We start from the raw sequence: 15481 nt of genomic DNA on the forward strand, positions 1-15481 counted from the left end.
CAAGCCGGCTCCTACACAGGTGTCGGGCTAGCCCACCAGGCCGCGGACGATGAAGAACAACAGCGACGGCCCCAGCAGACAACCCAGCCCGGTGTGGAAGGTCGCGGTCAAGGCGCCGTAAGGCACCAGCCGCCGGTCAGTCGCCGCCAGCCCGGCAGTCACGCCGCTGACGGTTCCGGCCAGCCCGCCGAAGACCATCGCCGAACGCGGATTGTCCAGGCCCATCCAGCGCGCCGCCATGGGCGTACCCACCATCACCAGGATCGCCTTGATCAAGCCCGTGGCAATCGACAAGGCCACCACATCGGAACTGGCCCCGATGGCCGCACCGGTCACCGGACCCACGATGTAGGTCACAGCACCAGCGCCAATGGTGGTCATGCTCACTGCATCCCGGTAACCAAAGGCCCAGGCAATGCTCGCACCGACCATGAACGGCAGCAGCGTCCCCAGGAGCAGGGCTACCGCGCCGATCATCCCGGCCTTGCGCGCCTCGGTGGCCTGCACTTCAAAGGCGGTGGCGACGATAGCAAAGTCGCGCAGCATGGCGCCGCCCATCAGGCCGATGCCGGAGAACAGCGCCAGGTCCGCCAGGCCCTTCTGCCCACCGGTCAAGGTACCGCCGACCCAGGCCAGCACCAGGCCGATGACGATGGCGATCGCCGAACCGTGGATCCGGCCAAACGTCAGGCGCTTGGACAACAGCACCGAGATCCACATGATCACCCCGACGAAAGCGAAGGCGGTGACCAGACCGTTGTGCTCCAGGCCTTTCTCGATCAGATCCCACATCTCAGCGCCCTCCCGCCGGTGTCACTTGCGCAGCCGGCTCGGCCGGCAGAGGTTCGCCCTTGTGGGTCCGGCTGATCAGGGCAATGGTGCAACCACAGAGCAGCACCGAGCCTATCGCCGCCAGCACCGCCACCGGCCCGCCGTGCAGCGCCGTCACCACGTTCTGCTGGGCAGCCATGGCCACCACCACCGGAATGTACATGGCGCCCCAGAAGCCGACGCCCATCTCGCAATCCTTGGTCATGCCCTCGTGCTTGTGCATCCACAAGCGGGCGCAGATCAGCAGGATCATGGCGATACCGACCCCGCCGACATTGGATTTCACGCCCAGTAACACACCGAGCATGTCACCGACAATCACGCCCGCCAGCGTACAGATCGCCAGCAATGCCACACCGTAGATAATCATTGTTGTTGTCCTCAAAGTGCATCGTCGAAGTTGTTGTTCTTGTGCTTCGTCAGCCTGAGTCGGTGCTCTATCGGTCGCGGCTTTCCTCCTCACGCAACAGCGCCTGCAAGGTGTCCAGGCGCGCACCGTCGAAGGCGATCACCGAACCCTGCTCGAATACTCGCCGCGCCAGCCCGGTCAGCACTGCGCCAGGCGGCAGCTCGATCTGCAGGCGCACCCCACGCTCGTAGGCGCTTTGCACGGTGCCGCGCCAGTCCACTACCCGGCACATGTTGAAGGCCAGGTCGTCGCGCAGTGGTTCCACCCCGCGAATCGGCCGCGCCCGGCTGCCGCTCAGGTAACCCAGCCTGGGCACCTGCAAGGTCACCCCGGCAAACGCTGCGGCCAGGGTCTGTGCCGGTTGCTCCAGCAGCGGACAGTGGGACGGCACACTGACCGCCAGGCGCCTGGCCACGCCGACGCCGGAACCCCGAGCCAATTCGGCCACGGCTTGCATGGCAGCGTCGCTGCCGGCAATCACCACCTGGTTGTCGGCATTGATATTGGCCAGGTACACCGGCATCCGCGGGCTGTGGACCTGGGCCAGGAGTCCTTCCACCGCCCCCAGGTCGAGGCCGATCAACGCGGTCATGCCGTAGCCCTGTGGATAAGCCTGCTGCATCAGTTCGCCGCGCAGGCTCACCAGCCGCAAGGCATCGGCAAACCCCAGGGCACCCGCCACCACCGCCGCTGGATAGGCACCGATGGACAGCCCCGCCACATAATTCACCGTGGCACCCGCTTGCAGCAGGGAACGGACACAAGCCACCCCGGCAATCAGCAGGCACAGTTGCACCGCTCGCGTGGCTGCCAGGGCCTCGGCCGAGTCCAGCGTCAGCACGTCCTGGCCCAGCACCTCGCCGGCCTCCTGCAGGCAGGCCTGCACTTCGGGAGTCTGCGGCAAGCGCCGGAGCATCCCCGGCTGCTGCGCGCCCTGGCCCGGAAACACCAGCAAGCTGCTCACGCTGCCTGCTCCCGAGCACCCCAGGGATCACTCACCAGCCTTGCGCCACTGGCGCTCTTGAGCAGCACCCGTTGCGCCGGGCCGGCCCATTCACGCAGGGCCAGCGCGCCGCCTGGAACCTGCAACTGCATGTCCACCGGGCAACCAGCGCTGTCCAGCAGCGCCAGCAGCTCCCGCGCCTGCACCCGGGAAAAAAGCTCGGGAGTACGCAGGATCAGATCCAGATCGCTTTGTTGATGCAGCGCGGCAACCCCTGAGGCCAATTCGAATCCGGCACTGCCACTGACGCCCCAGACCAGCCCCAGAGCGTCCAGCTCGCCGCGCAATTGCTGCAACGCCTGGAGCGCCGGCCATGGCCGTCGCAACTGCACATGGCACAGTTGCTCGGGGCGCACTGCGCGCTGCACCGTGTCCAATGCCAGCAGCGCCGGATACCGCTGTTCCCGGGAAGAACCTCGCAGTCCTACGGCGATTTGTCCGGGCGCCGTCACTGCGCGACGCACCACCACCGGCTGCCCCGCCTCCAGTGCCGCAAAGGCCCAGTCCGGCGCATCGGCTACCAACTGCTCCGGGGTCATGCCCCAGAGCAAGTCGTGGGGCAGCCAGGGACCGAGCCCGTTCACCACTGCTCCCGCAGCAGTTGTCGAACCCGGCTCGACGCCACTCGGTTCGCGGCGCCAAGGCGACTGCCGAGGTCGACGCCCTTGGCTCGCACATCGCCAATCGCCTCCAGCAGGCATTCATTGACCCGTGCCAGGTCCTCCATTGTCGGCTGTTCGATCTGGCGCACCGAGAGGGTTTGCCAGAGCAGTCCCAGGCCGGCATAGCTGTCGATGTCATAGGCCATGGGCGGCACGCTGGCGGCCAAGGCCTCCAGTTCCTCGACGCTGCGCAGGGTGACCCGCGCCGCCGAAGCCTTGCCCATGGCATGCACCATCACCCCGGGGTCACGCAGGGCAATCAGGCGATTAGCCTGATAACCGTGAGCCAGAAAGGCTCCGGACATGGCCTTGCCCACCAGTAGCGCGATCACCGGATGCCCTGCCAGCCGCGCCCGGGCATAGCTGTCGGCGGCACCGGCCAGGGCCTGATGAATACCCAGGGCCTCTTCACGCCGGCCATAGGCCTGGCTCGGTACATCGACAATCGCAATCAGCGCACGCTTGTGGGCCTGCTCACGGTCGGCGCTGATCACTTCATCCACTGCCTTGGCCAGCCCCCAGCCTTCGAGCAAGCCGACTTCTCCGTTACGGGCACGGACAAAGCGGTTCTCGGGATCGACCACCACGGCAATAAAACGCGCCGGCTGGCCGCCCAACTCGCCGTCGGCGACCTTCAACGATGGTGGCAATCCGGCAACAGCCACCGCACCACCACTCAAGGCGTTGAACCAGTTCAGCCCTCTCAGGGAACAAGCACTCATGAGCGGTCTCCTTGATACAGATCGCGAACCGTTGCCGCATCGATCTGCGGCACTGTGTCCAGCCGGGCCAGGCGTTGCAGATAGAGATCGGCCTCGCGGCTGCGTTGCCGTTGCGGCAGGCCGAGGGCCAGTAGCTCGCGGACCTGGGCCTGGATCTGCGCCACATCGTCGGCCACATAACGGTCCACCAGGCCACTGGCGAAACGCTGCTCGCCACCGGTCAGGCTCCAGATGAAAGGCCGGTCCCGGGAGTCGTATTCCTCAAGCCCGGCTTCCTGCTCGATCACCTGCGGGCCGTTCAGGCCCAGGCGCGCTTCCTGGGTGACCAGGAGATAGCTGCACAGCCCGGCGGCAATCGACATGCCGCCAAAACAGCCGACGCTGCCGGCCACTACGCCGATCACCGGCTGGTACTGGCGCAGATCGACAATCGCCGCGTGGATATCGGCAATCGCCGCCAGCCCCAGGTTGGCTTCCTGCAAGCGCACGCCACCGGTCTCCAGCAGCAACACGGCACGGGTAGCAATGCCGTTGCGGTTGTCCTCGGCGGCCAGCTCCAGGGCTCCGGCAATCTTCGCCCCGCCCACTTCTCCGAGGCTGCCGCCCTGGAAAGCGCCTTCGATGGCGGCGATCACCACCGGCAAACCGGCGATGCTGCCCTTGGCGATCACCACCCCGTCATCGGCCTGGGGCACCACGCCCTGGCGTTCCAGCCAGGGCGACATGACCCGCTGGAACGGGTCCAGCAGCTCACGAAAACTGCCGGCATCCAGCAGGGCCCGGGCCCGTTGCCGGGCGCCCAGTTCGACGAAGCTGTGTTTGTTCAACAAGCGTGCGCTATCAGTCATGGCCGATCTCCTCGAAACCCTGCTCCAGGCGCAGCCGCACTACCCCGGGGGTGGCGCCGAAATCATGGATGTCGATCAGCAGCGCCGGCGGCGTCTGGCCGTCGAACATGCGCTCGAACAGGTGCTGCCAGCGCGAGGCGCTGCCATTCACCGAGGTCTGTACCTGGATCATCAACTTGCCGGCCTGCCCCGGCTCCAGCAGCACTTCCAGGTCTCCGGAGCCGACACAGCCCACCAGGGCGCGGCCACGACCGGGCTGGCCGGCGGGGAATTCAAAATTCAAGGTTTCCATTACAGCGCTCCCTGGATAAAGGTCTCGGCGGATTCGATCCGGTCCAGCAGCAGGCACGCAGCCAACAGGTCCGCAGCGCCGCCGGGCGAGGCATTCAAGGTCAGTAGTTGCAGGTCCAGCTCATGCAAGCGGCGGCGGCCGGCCAGGCTCGCGCTACCGCCGGCGTCGAGTACCGCCTGGGCGCCGCTCTGCATGGCCTGCAGGCCCTCTTCACCAGCGCGATAGAGCACGCAGGTGTCCGCCAGCCGGCTCATGATCGCCAGCAAGGCATCAAGCCGGGCGTTCTGCTCGCCATGGCCTTGAACCCGACTGCGCTTGAGTTGTGGCAGCCCCAGTTGCAGCACCGCGGGAAAGCCCTGCTGCGCTTCTTCCCGAGCGCCGCGCACACCGTAGCGCAGTGCTACCTGGGCACCGTGACTCAGAGGCCGGGGTGCATGCCGGTCGTCCAGCAGCGCCAACCCGGCGGCTCGCAGCGCGACACTGCTGGCCTCTTTAGATTCAGGTTCCAGGGCGGCAGCGGCCACCAACAGGCCCAATGCCCAGATCGCCCCGCGATGGGTATTCACCCCGCCCGTGGTAGCGAGCATGGCCTGCTCGCCTTCACGGCCGATGCGCCCCAGGGCTTCACGCAAGGGCAGGCCAACCGCCCCCAACGCCAGCGCAGCCTCGGCCATTTGCTTGAAGGCCGGCCACAAGGCCAGGGCCGAGGCGTGCATCAGCCCCAAGTGCAAGTCGGTATGAGCGCCATTGCCGCGGCGGTCCACCAGTGCCGGCTTGGGCGACAGATCGGCTTCGTCGATCAATGCGTCCACCGCCAGGTCCGCCAGGTGCTCGGCCAGGCTCAGGGGCTGTGATTGCAGGTTGAATGCGTGCATTACCAGCTCCTGAATTTGGCGGGCGGGTTGTACAGGCCACCGGACCACTCCACCAGATCGGCGACGCTCTTCGCCGCCAGCAGTTCACGACTGGCGTCGGTACGGCGGATGCCGAGGTCTTCCGGCAGCGCGATCAGGCCTTCACGGCGCATGCGCGCGGTGTCCTTGGGGTTGTGCCGCAAGCCGATGGCAGTAACCCCGGCCACCGCGGCGATCATCGCCTGGCGCTCCTCCAGGGAGCGGGCCTTGTACAGGTAGGCGATGCCTTCCTCGGTCAGCAGATGGGTCACGTCGTCGCCGTAGATCATGATCGGCGCCAAGGGCATGCCGCTCTTGCGCGCCACTTCCACCGCATCGAGGGTTTCGACAAAGGTCGGCTTGCCGCCTTCCTGGAAGGTTTCGACCATCTGCACCACCAGTTTCCTGCCCCGTTCGAGCATCGCTTGGGGCGCGTCGCTCTGGTCCTGGCGCATGTCCAGCCAGGCCGGGGTGCCGTGACGACGGCCACGCGGGTCGTGGCCCATGTTCGGCGCCCCGCCGAAACCGGCCAGGCGGCCACGGGTCACGGTGGAGGAATGGCCATCCCCGTCGACCTGCAAAGTGGCGCCGATAAACAGGTCCACCGCGTACTGCCCGGCCAATTGGCAGAACATCCGGTTGGAGCGCAGGGAGCCATCGCGACCGGTAAAAAACACGTCCGGACGTGCGGCGATGTAGTTTTCCATGCCCAGTTCGGTGCCGAAGCAATGCACGCTTTCCACCCAACCGCTTTCAATCGCCGGGATCAGGGTTGGATGCGGGTTGAGGGTCCAGTTGCGGCAGATCTTGCCCCTGAGCCCCAGGGATTCACCGTAAGTCGGCAGGATCAGCTCGATCGCCGCAGTGTTGAAACCAATGCCGTGGTTCAACGACTGCACATTGTGCTTTTCGTAGATGCCGCGGATCGCCATCATCGCCATCAGCACGTGCACCGGCTTGATATGCCGCGGGTCACGGGTGAACAGCGGCTCGATGTAGAACGGCTTGTCGGCCACCACCACGAAATCCACCCAGGACGCCGGGATATCCACCCGCGGCAGCTCGCTGACATCGTCCACCAACTGGTTGACCTGGACGATAACGATACCGTCGCTGAAAGCCGCCGGCTCGATCAGCGCGGGCGTGTCCTCAGTACTGGGGCCGGTGTAGATATTGCCGGCGCGGTCGGCCATGAAGCCGGCGGACAGCACCACATTGGGGATCAGGTCCACCACCAGCCGCGCATAGAGCTCGATGTAGGTATGGATCGCGCCGACTTCCAGTAGCCCGTCTTCCAGCAACTGGCTGATGCGCAGGCTCTGGGTACCGGCGAAGGAAAAGTCCAGCTTGCGGGCGATGCCGCGCTCGAACAGGTCCAGGTGCTCGGAGCGACCAACACTGGGCATGATCATGTGCAGGTCATGCAGCTTGGCCGGATCGACCTTGGCCAGGGAGCGGGACAGGAAGTCCGCCTGCTTCTGGTTGTTGCCCTCCAGCACCACCCGGTCGCCGGGCAGGATCAGGGCTTCCAGCGCCGCGACAATCTTGTCGGTCGGCAACACCACGCCATCGGCGATAGCCCGCACCTGCTCGAGGCGCCGCTGCTTTTCGCTGCGCCGCCGCGACCAACGCGCGTCGGGGGATATTGTTGTTGTCATGCTCACTCCACGGGTTCGCTGTCGTGGCAGTCACCATAGGAGTGAAACCCAAGGGCATCAATCAAGCCCGATGCCGGATAGTTACGCTCAGCGTAACGATTGCCACCCCCATGGCTTCCTGCCTCGCTCTGGGTACACAATGCGCGCCGGACCGGCCAATGAATGGCCCAAGCAGACAACGATGAGAGTCATCATGGACACACCGATTCGCTCAAACCAGGTACTGCTGGAGCAGATCAAGCACGGTCTGAAGCCCGACTACCTGATGTTCTGGGGGCACCAGCCGACTCGGGACGGACGCGTCAGCCAGAGCTGCTTCAGCCAGTGGTTCGCTACCGGCTTCGAGATTGAAGGCATTCACTACCCCAGCGCCGAGCATTTCATGATGGCCGGCAAGGCCCGGCTGTTCGACGACGAAGACACTCACGCCCGTATCCTCAAGGCCGTCACTCCCGCCGACGTCAAGCAACTGGGCCGGGAAGTACGCCGCTTCGATGACGCACGCTGGACCGAGGCGCGCTTCGACATCGTGGTACGCGGCAACCTGGCGAAGTTCAGCCAGCATCCGGCCCTTGGCGAGTACCTGCTGTCCACCCGCGACCAGGTGCTGGTGGAAGCCAGCCCGGTGGATCGGATCTGGGGCATTGGCCTGGCGGCCGACGATGCCAAGGCCAGCCGAGCGGAACAATGGCGCGGCCTCAACCTGCTGGGGTATGCCTTGATGGAAGTACGGGACAGGCTGAAGCAGAATCCGAGTGCTTGATAACACAGGCCCAATCAGAACTCAGAAGCGCAAGCGCAGAAACGCTCTGAACTTGCCGTAAGGAAATAATCCGACGATCAGGCAAACGACAAGGGCCGTCGGTTGATAGTGCAAAAAGAACTTTATGAACTGAACGTAAAAAAAGCCGATCAACAGTACAAAACCTGTCAAAAGTAAAACTTTATGGCGCTTGAATTCGATATTACTCGAAGCCCAAACAAACCCGAGAACCCCAAGAAGCATAGTAATCGCACCATCAACCAATGCGCTGACAAACCCTAAAACAACCTCATCCCCGATAACAAGACAAATATAACCCACGGACAGGAGCGTAGTAATAAATACAAATGACACTCCATATTCAAACAAATTAATTAGTTCCATCTTGCGCTGTTTTTCAATAGCGACCTCATCTTCCGCTGTTTTATCTGAAGTCAACAACGAAGCCAAAAGTCCAGTCCCAAGACCGCCTAAAGTCATGACTACAAAGTTTATGAAAAATGTAACGAGCTCTTGAATTTTTGAGTTTTTATTTATCAACTCTCCATTCTCTGACAAGGACTTCCGATATTCAGACAGTAACTTATCAGGCGCTAAAGAATCCGAAGGATTACTATTTACCCTGTCCATTTTTTTATTGATACTGAGTCTCTCCTCCCCTGAACGCTCAATAGCCTTTTTCGCCTCCATGCCCGCTGCCGACAGATAACCCATTAACACTACCGCGCTAGCTATTGAAACCAAAAAGCCCAGCATAATCCCTGATCTGGTTCTGACTTTCATGACAGCTGCCGCGCTGATAGAAATTGCCAGCATCCAAAAAAGAACAACCTCCCCCAAAGGCAAATTTAACACTCCACGAACAACATCAAACAACACGTCCGCTTTTACACTAAACGCAGACTCGACATCAGAGAGTTCCGTTTTCAAAAAACCTTCCTTATTTCATATGACAATCTGAATTAGACACTCTTACAAACTTTACAGTCTGAAAGTCCAACCACCCAAAAATTTAAACACCCGCCGCCACCAGCAACTCCTCCAGCGCCAGCAGATCCGGCACCTTGGCCACTTGCTCGGCCACTTGCACCGCGGCTTTCTCCAGCGGCGCCAGGGGCACATCGACATAGCTCAACTGGCTGTCGAGCTTGCAGGAGCGGGGAATGCCCTGCACCAGCAAGGCCAGGAACTTCAACTCCGGGCGCCCGCCGAGGGCATTGAGCACGACGATCCGCGCACGCTCGCCAATCACTGTCTTGCCGCCACAGGCCGACTCGAAGCTGATCAGGGGAATCTGCCGCTCACGCCATAGCACCCGTCCCAGGTACCAGGGCGGCGAGTCCAGGTCGAAGGCGCCCTGTTGATAATCGATCAGCTCGGCCACCGCGACATTGGGCAGGATCAGGGTGCGGTCGGCCAGGGGCAGCAACAGCCCGGTCAGGCTGCTGGATCGGTGTTCAAGCATGGGTCTTGCTCCACAGGGCGATACTTTCCAGCAGCACCGACTCTTGATAGGGCTTGCCGAGGTAGTCGTTGACGCCAATGGCCATGGCCCGGTCGCGGTGTTTCTGACCGGTACGCGAGGTGATCATGATGATCGGCAAGTGCTGCAATCGAGGGTCGTTGCGTACCTGGATCGCCACTTCGAAACCGTCCATGCGCGGCATCTCGATGTCCAGCAGCATCAGGTCCGGGGTGTGCTCGGCCAGCAACGCCATGGCGTCGACCCCATCCTTGGCGGTGAGCACGTTCATCCCGTGGCGTTCCAGCAGGCGGCTGGTGACCTTGCGCACGGTGACCGAGTCGTCCACTACCAGCACCAGCATCGGCCGTGTCGGTTCTGCCTCGCCAACCACTTCCTCCCCGGCAACTCGCGGTACTGGCGTCAGTGCCTGCTGCGCGCGGATATGCGCCAGCAGGTCGAGAATCAGCACCACCCGGCCATCGCCGAGGATGGTCGCCCCGGACAAACCCTGGACCGCGGCGAATTGCGGCCCCAGGCTCTTGACCACAATCTCCCGGGTACCGAAGGTGGCATCCACCTGCACCGCAATCCGCTGCTCGTTGCAGTGCACCAGCAGCACCGGCAACGGCAATACCTGGCCCAGCAGTTTCGGCCGTGGCACGGTGTGCAGCAACTCCCCCAGATAGCACAGCTCGTAGCGCTGGCCGGCGTATTCATAGCGCGGCGGATCGAGCGGGTAATAAGCGTCCAGCTCTCCCGGCAAGACCCGGACAATGCCCTCCACGGTGTTCAACGGAATCGCGTACTGCTCGTCGGCGCATTGCACCATCAGCGCTCGGTTGACCGAGACGGTGAACGGCAAGCGGATGCGAAAATGCACGCCCTGCCCGGCAATCGAGTCGATGCTCATGCTGCCGCCCAGCTGGCGCACCTCTTCATGGACCACGTCCATGCCCACCCCGCGCCCGGAGATCTGGGTGATCTTCTCGGCCGTGGAAAACCCCGGCTGCATGATGAACTGCAGCACCTCACGATCACTGAGCTGTGCCTGTGGGTCCAGCAGGCCACGCTTGATGGCCTTGTTGCGCACGGCTTGCAGGGGCACCCCGGCGCCGTCGTCGCGCATGTCGAAAATCATGTCGCCGCCCTCCCGGGACAGGTCGAGGGTGATCCTCCCCTGCTCCGGCTTGCCCGCCGCACGGCGCACGTCGGCGGACTCCAGGCCGTGATCGACGGCATTGCGCAGCATGTGCTCCAGAGGCGCGACCATGCGCTCGAGGACGTTGCGATCCATTTCCCCTTCGGCATTGCCGACCACGAACTCCACCTTCTTGCCCAGCTCTTCGGCCACCTGGCGAACGATGCGCTTGAGCCGTGGCACCATGCGTTCGAAAGGCACCATGCGCGTGCGCATCAGGCCTTCCTGCAACTCGGTGTTGATCCGCCCCTGCTGCTGCAACAGGTTTTCGGCGTCGTGGTTGCGCCGATCGAGGGTCTCCTTGAGGTCCAACAAGTCCGAAGCCGATTCGAACAGCGCTCGGGACAGCTGCTGCAGTTGTGAATGCCGATCCATTTCCAGCGGGTCGAACTCTTCGTAGCCGAGGCGCTCGGCCTCCACCTGCTGGCGGCTGAGAATCCGCCCCTGGGTTTCGGTGTCCAGGCGGCGCAACTGGTCACGCATGCGCTCGATGGTGGTTTCCATCTCGCTCAGGGTGACCCGGGCATCGTTGACCTGCTGCTCGATACGACCACGGAAGATCGAAGTCTCCCCGGCCAGGTTCACCAGGTCATCCAGCAGCTCCGCCGATACCTTGACCATGTCCCCGGCCGCCGTGGCCTCCGGAGCAGGCGTGACAGGTTCAGGCTTGCTCGCCGGCAACGGCGTTTCCACATTGGAAGTCGACGGCACACGCGGGTGGCTGAGGTCGTGGATGGCATCGATGAGCTTCTGCGCCGGCTCGATAGGTTGTCCGGCCCGGGCAGCATCGAGCATCTGAGCCAGGCGATCGTGGCTCTTCTGCAATAGGGTGAACAGCGCCGGACTGGGTTGCAGCAAGCCGGCGGACAGGCCTTCAAAGAGGAACTCCAACTCATGGGCCAAATCGCCGATGGGGGCAATTTCCACCATCCGCGCGCCGCCCTTGAGGGTATGCAGGTCCCGTAGCAGGGTTTCCACTTCCTGTCGCGCCTGGGGCTCGGCTTGCCAACGGCTCAGCGCTGCGGCAGAACTGTCGATGATGTCGAAGCCTTCTTCGAGGAAGATCTCCAGCAGCTCCGGGTCCTGGGCCGAGCTGTCCTCCAGCGTCGCACTCTGGGGGAGCTCCACGGAGTTGCCGGTCTGTTGTCGATAAGCGCGAACCGCATCGACCTGGGCCCGGGAATCATCCAGGGAGCGCTGCCCCTGCAACTGCTCCAACAGCAGCGCCAACTGTTCATGGCTGCCGCGCAACAGCAGGCCCAGGTGCGGGCTGTGGTTGTAGCGCCGGTCCACCAATCCCTCGTAGAGCGACTCCAGCTCGTGGGCCAACTCGGCCACCGGAGCCACTTCGGCCATTCGTGCACCGCCCTTGAGGGTATGCATGTCCCGTTGCAGGGACGACAGCGGTGCGCCGTTTTCAGGATCCGCCAGCCAGCGCTGCAGGGCCTGGTCGGCGCTTTCAAGGATATCCACTGCCTCCTCGAGGAAGATCTCGACGATCTCCTCGTCCGCCCCCGGATGCTCAGGAGCCTGCTCCAGCCGCGCAGTGGCCGCTCCCAGTTCGGTGATGCTCAGGGTGCGACTGCCATCGCTCCTGATCAGGCCTGTGGCGGACGGATCAAGGCCTTCGCCCAGCAACTCGCGCAAGGCCTGGACCCGATCCGCGCGCGGGCTGACTTCCTGGCCCGCCGCCAGTTCGTCGAGCATGTTGATCAAGGCTTCATGGGCACTCTGGGCTTCATCGAAGAAGCGCTCGCTGACCGCCAGGCTGCTCTCCTCCACCGCGCCGTACAGGTCGAGCAAGGCTTCGCACAACGCGTCCACCGGGTGCAGGTCCGCCAGGTGCGCGCCTTCGCCAAGGGTGGTCAATTCGTCCAGCAGGGCGCTGAGTTCCTGGCGCTCGCCGGGATGCTGTTGCCAGCGCCGCAGCAGATTTTCAGCGTCCAGCAGGATGTCCATGCCCTGGGCCAGGAAGTTGTTGATCAGTTGTGGATCGCGCTTGGCCCGGGACGCACTGTCCGGGGCACTGAGCAGGGTATCCAGACGCTCGCCCAGCAGGGCCAGGGCGCGACCGGCCAAGGCGCGGGCGCCATCGATGGGCGCCAGCGGGTCGCTGTCCAGTTGGCGCAGGCCGCGACGCAGCAGGCCCTCGGCCTCCAGCAGCAATTCCACTTCGTCCAGATCCAGAGGGATCAGGTGCGCCCGGTATTCCCGCGCCAATTGGTCGAAGGGGCCGGCCAGCTCGGCGATCGGCAGCACCCCGGCCATGGAAGCACTGCCCTTGAGGGTGTGCAGGGCCCGTTGCAGCTCGTCGCTGGCTTGCAGCGGTACGTGCTCGGCAGCCTGGTCGAGAAAGCGGTTGATGCTGTCCAGGTGGGTCTGCGCTTCGCTGCGGAAGATCTCCAGCAGTTGCGGATCCAGGACCGCCTCCTCGGCGGGCACGCTTGCGGAGCCTTTAGCGTCATTGGCCAGGGCATGGGCACGCGCCGCCAGGCGGTCGACATCATCGCGCTGGCGCTGGGCCTGGGCGGCGAATTCGGCGATCAGCTCCGGCAGCAACGCCAGGGTATCGGCCACCAGTTGCTGGACTTCGTCACTGGGGGCCACGCTGTGCTCCAGTACCCGGTTGAGGAGGTTCTCCACCGCCCAGGCCAGCTCTCCAAGCACCAGCGCGCGCACCATGCGTCCGCTGCCCTTGAGGGTATGGAAGGCCCGGCGCAACTCGCTCAAGGCGGATTTGCCCTGGGGATCGGCGGCCCAGCGCGGCAGATACTCGCGGAGCATCTCCAGCACTTCCTCGGTTTCCTCGAGAAAGACCTCCCGCAGTTCCTCGTCCACCGGTTCCTCGTCCACCGGTGGCGGCAGCAGGCTGCCCGGAGTGATCAAGGCTGGCGGGTTAAGGGCCGACACCGGCACCGCCAGCACTTCTGCCAGGGATTGCTCTGCCTGAGGCTCATCCAGTGCCTGCGAATCCTGCATTACCTGGGCTGGGCTGGGGCTCAGGGCATGATCCAGCAGCACCGGTGCCACCGGTACATAGCCGAGGGCAGCCAGACCGGCTTCAGCGACATCGAGAATCTTCTCTCCCGGCGCCTCGTGATCTTCGCTCAAGCGCTCCAGGTAGTACTCCAGGCTGGTGATCACGTCGGCCAGATGATCCAGTCGCTGCCAATCCGGGCGGCGTTGCTCCAGCAACAGCTTCTCGATGATGAACTGATTGCAGGCCTCCATCAGGCTGGCCGCACGCGGCAGCGGAATCATCGCCAGGGCACCGCGCACCTGAGTCAGCAACTCCGGAACCGAAACCAACTGCTCGGGCTCCCAGTCGGCCTCGATGTACTCGACGATCAGGTCCTTGGCCTGCTGCAGGCAGACCCGCGCTTCCTTGATCACCAGTTGGTGGATCTGGGTCAGGTCGGTGGTAGGCAGGCGGCTGTCTTCACGGCTTTCCGGCTCCACGGTGCCGACCATCCCGGCCAGGGTCGCCTCGACATACAGCAAGGCCCCGGCTACATCCATCAGCACCGCATCGTCCGGCGCGCGCTGGCCCTGGGCCAGGCTCTGGACCACCGCCAACTGGTCGATGATCACCTTGCGCGGCTGGCCGAACCCCAGCACCGCCAGGGTGTCGGCGATCTGCCGCAGCGGCGACAGCAGGCCGTCCAGGTCGCTGGCGTGCTGACGATCGCTGCGCACGAACAGGTCGAGGCGCTCCTTGACCCGCACCAGGCCATCGCACAGCGCCGCCAGCACCGAGCGCATGGCATCGCGGTCGGGGCCGGCCATGCGTGCCCGCTCCTCATCGACCACTGCGCTATCGGGCAACGCGTCATCCAGTCCGTAACGTTCTTTCATGGTCAGCATCAATGGGGTGGGATGGCGCGCTTTGGCGATATAGAACAACAGACTCTTGAGCAACTCGTCGGGGGCGGGCTGGTTGATGCCGGGCATGCCCTGCTCCAGCAGGCGCTTGAGTTCCTTGTCGGCGTCCTTGAGCAGGCTGCGCACCGCCGGGCTGTTGGCAATGACGTCCTGGCGCATGCCTTCCACCAGGGCCGAGGCGATATGCCACAAGGGTGCCAACGGCGCGTCCTGGCACAAGGCCTCCAGACGCTCGAAGACCTTGGCCATGTAGCCCAGGCTGGTTTCGTCGTCCTGCTCCCGCAACAGCTCTACCAAAGCGGTCTGCAGCATATGCCGCAGCTTGCGCAACTGGGTCGGGAACTCCAGGGGCTCCAAGGCCGCCAGGGCCTTGTCGGAGAGCGCCGGCAAGCGCGGCAGTTGCGGGCTGAACAGGCTGGTTTCCGAAAGCAGGCTTTCACCCCGGGCACTGCGCAGGTCATTGAGCAACGGCAGCACTACCAGCGGCAGGTCGCGCCGTGCGCTCTGCACCCGATCCAGGTACTGGGGTAGCTGGCTGATGGCTTGGCGCAGCAGGCGCAGGGCTTCGTCACGCTGGGCTACCCGTTGTTCCTGCAGGGCCAGGGCGAGTTTTTCCATTTCCTCGGCCAGCAGCGCGGCGCCATAAAACTCCACCATCTGCAAGCTGCCATGGACCAAATGAATGCCCTCCAGGCACTGGCTGAGGGCATCCAGGGCCTGCGGGTCGTCCGCCAGATGCTCCAACGCCTGATGCGCCAGCTTCAGGGTTTCGGCAATTTCGCCCTTGACCCATTCCAGGGCCACATAGTCATGCCGATCAACCATAACCACTCCAGTCAAAACCTTATGTCAGGA

The 15481-nt window shown here is 63.8% G+C and carries 13 protein-coding genes; 1 reads left to right on the forward strand and 12 read right to left on the reverse strand.

Annotated features, from left to right (window positions below; all coding sequences use genetic code 11):
• Window positions 1–27: 27 nt before the first annotated feature.
• The 9 genes from madM to mdcA all read right to left on the reverse strand — a co-directional run bounded on the left by madM (window position 28) and on the right by mdcA (window position 7318).
• The gene (madM, locus tag GV819_RS24350; RefSeq protein ID WP_161758597.1) at window positions 28–792 is read right to left on the reverse strand and encodes a malonate transporter subunit MadM; all 765 of its coding nucleotides are present in this window, start codon (window positions 790–792) and stop codon (window positions 28–30) included.
• Window position 793: 1 nt separating this feature from the next.
• The gene (madL, locus tag GV819_RS24355) at window positions 794–1201 is read right to left on the reverse strand and encodes a malonate transporter subunit MadL (protein ID WP_161758598.1); all 408 of its coding nucleotides are present in this window, start codon (window positions 1199–1201) and stop codon (window positions 794–796) included.
• Between the two features lie 67 nt (window positions 1202–1268).
• Window positions 1269–2204: a malonate decarboxylase subunit epsilon gene (gene mdcH / locus GV819_RS24360; RefSeq protein ID WP_161758599.1), complete on the reverse strand. Its 936-nt coding sequence runs from the start codon at window positions 2202–2204 to the stop codon at window positions 1269–1271.
• Complete coding sequence (locus GV819_RS24365; RefSeq protein WP_161758600.1) at window positions 2201–2827, reverse strand: malonate decarboxylase holo-ACP synthase; 627 nt, start codon at window positions 2825–2827, stop codon at window positions 2201–2203. Before GV819_RS24365 ends, mdcH begins: the two co-directional genes overlap by 4 nt.
• Complete coding sequence (gene mdcE / locus GV819_RS24370) at window positions 2824–3627, reverse strand: biotin-independent malonate decarboxylase subunit gamma (protein ID WP_161758601.1); 804 nt, start codon at window positions 3625–3627, stop codon at window positions 2824–2826. Before mdcE ends, GV819_RS24365 begins: the two co-directional genes overlap by 4 nt.
• Complete coding sequence (locus GV819_RS24375) at window positions 3624–4475, reverse strand: biotin-independent malonate decarboxylase subunit beta (RefSeq protein WP_161758602.1); 852 nt, start codon at window positions 4473–4475, stop codon at window positions 3624–3626. Before GV819_RS24375 ends, mdcE begins: the two co-directional genes overlap by 4 nt.
• The gene (locus tag GV819_RS24380) at window positions 4468–4767 is read right to left on the reverse strand and encodes a malonate decarboxylase subunit delta (protein WP_161758603.1); all 300 of its coding nucleotides are present in this window, start codon (window positions 4765–4767) and stop codon (window positions 4468–4470) included. The genes GV819_RS24375 and GV819_RS24380 overlap by 8 nt, the downstream gene beginning before the upstream one ends.
• The gene (locus tag GV819_RS24385) at window positions 4767–5642 is read right to left on the reverse strand and encodes a triphosphoribosyl-dephospho-CoA synthase (RefSeq protein WP_161758604.1); all 876 of its coding nucleotides are present in this window, start codon (window positions 5640–5642) and stop codon (window positions 4767–4769) included. The genes GV819_RS24380 and GV819_RS24385 overlap by 1 nt, the downstream gene beginning before the upstream one ends.
• Window positions 5642–7318, reverse strand: a complete 1677-nt coding sequence (gene mdcA, locus GV819_RS24390; RefSeq protein WP_161758605.1) for a malonate decarboxylase subunit alpha — start codon at window positions 7316–7318, stop codon at window positions 5642–5644. The genes GV819_RS24385 and mdcA overlap by 1 nt, the downstream gene beginning before the upstream one ends.
• A 193-nt stretch (window positions 7319–7511) precedes the next feature.
• Here mdcA and GV819_RS24395 point away from each other — a divergent pair, with 193 nt between their 5' ends.
• Window positions 7512–8081: an NADAR family protein gene (locus tag GV819_RS24395; protein WP_161758606.1), complete on the forward strand. Its 570-nt coding sequence runs from the start codon at window positions 7512–7514 to the stop codon at window positions 8079–8081.
• 21 nt (window positions 8082–8102) lie between these two features.
• Here GV819_RS24395 and GV819_RS24400 read toward each other — a convergent pair whose 3' ends face one another.
• The 3 genes from GV819_RS24400 to GV819_RS24410 form a co-directional block, all read right to left on the reverse strand.
• Window positions 8103–9011, reverse strand: coding sequence for a hypothetical protein (locus GV819_RS24400; protein WP_161758607.1), 909 nt, complete (start codon window positions 9009–9011; stop codon window positions 8103–8105).
• An 82-nt stretch (window positions 9012–9093) separates the two neighbouring features.
• Entirely contained in the window at window positions 9094–9546 is a 453-nt protein-coding gene (locus GV819_RS24405) for a chemotaxis protein CheW (RefSeq protein WP_161758608.1), read from the reverse strand.
• Window positions 9539–15451 carry an Hpt domain-containing protein gene (locus tag GV819_RS24410; RefSeq protein WP_161758609.1) on the reverse strand — a complete coding sequence of 1971 codons (5913 nt, stop codon included), beginning with the start codon at window positions 15449–15451 and terminating at the stop codon, window positions 9539–9541. The genes GV819_RS24405 and GV819_RS24410 overlap by 8 nt, the downstream gene beginning before the upstream one ends.
• Between the last annotated feature and the right edge of the window lie 30 nt (window positions 15452–15481).

The sequence above is a fragment of the Pseudomonas sp. Fl5BN2 genome, from assembly GCF_009908205.1.
Lineage (GTDB): Bacteria > Pseudomonadota > Gammaproteobacteria > Pseudomonadales > Pseudomonadaceae > Aquipseudomonas.

Bases quoted from the DNA above. Each gene is read 5' to 3' on its own strand.
- mdcA (WP_161758605.1), bottom strand. From the start codon at position 7,318: ATGACAACAACAATATCCCCCGACGCGCGTTGGTCGCGGCGGCGCAGC.
- GV819_RS24380 (WP_161758603.1), bottom strand. From the start codon at position 4,767: ATGGAAACCTTGAATTTTGAATTCCCCGCCGGCCAGCCCGGTCGTGGC.
- madM (WP_161758597.1), bottom strand. From the start codon at position 792: ATGTGGGATCTGATCGAGAAAGGCCTGGAGCACAACGGTCTGGTCACC.
- GV819_RS24385 (WP_161758604.1), bottom strand. From the start codon at position 5,642: ATGCACGCATTCAACCTGCAATCACAGCCCCTGAGCCTGGCCGAGCAC.
- GV819_RS24395 (WP_161758606.1), top strand. From the start codon at position 7,512: ATGGACACACCGATTCGCTCAAACCAGGTACTGCTGGAGCAGATCAAG.
- mdcE (WP_161758601.1), bottom strand. From the start codon at position 3,627: ATGAGTGCTTGTTCCCTGAGAGGGCTGAACTGGTTCAACGCCTTGAGT.
- madL (WP_161758598.1), bottom strand. From the start codon at position 1,201: ATGATTATCTACGGTGTGGCATTGCTGGCGATCTGTACGCTGGCGGGC.
- GV819_RS24410 (WP_161758609.1), bottom strand. From the start codon at position 15,451: ATGGTTGATCGGCATGACTATGTGGCCCTGGAATGGGTCAAGGGCGAA.
- GV819_RS24375 (WP_161758602.1), bottom strand. From the start codon at position 4,475: ATGACTGATAGCGCACGCTTGTTGAACAAACACAGCTTCGTCGAACTG.
- GV819_RS24405 (WP_161758608.1), bottom strand. From the start codon at position 9,546: ATGCTTGAACACCGATCCAGCAGCCTGACCGGGCTGTTGCTGCCCCTG.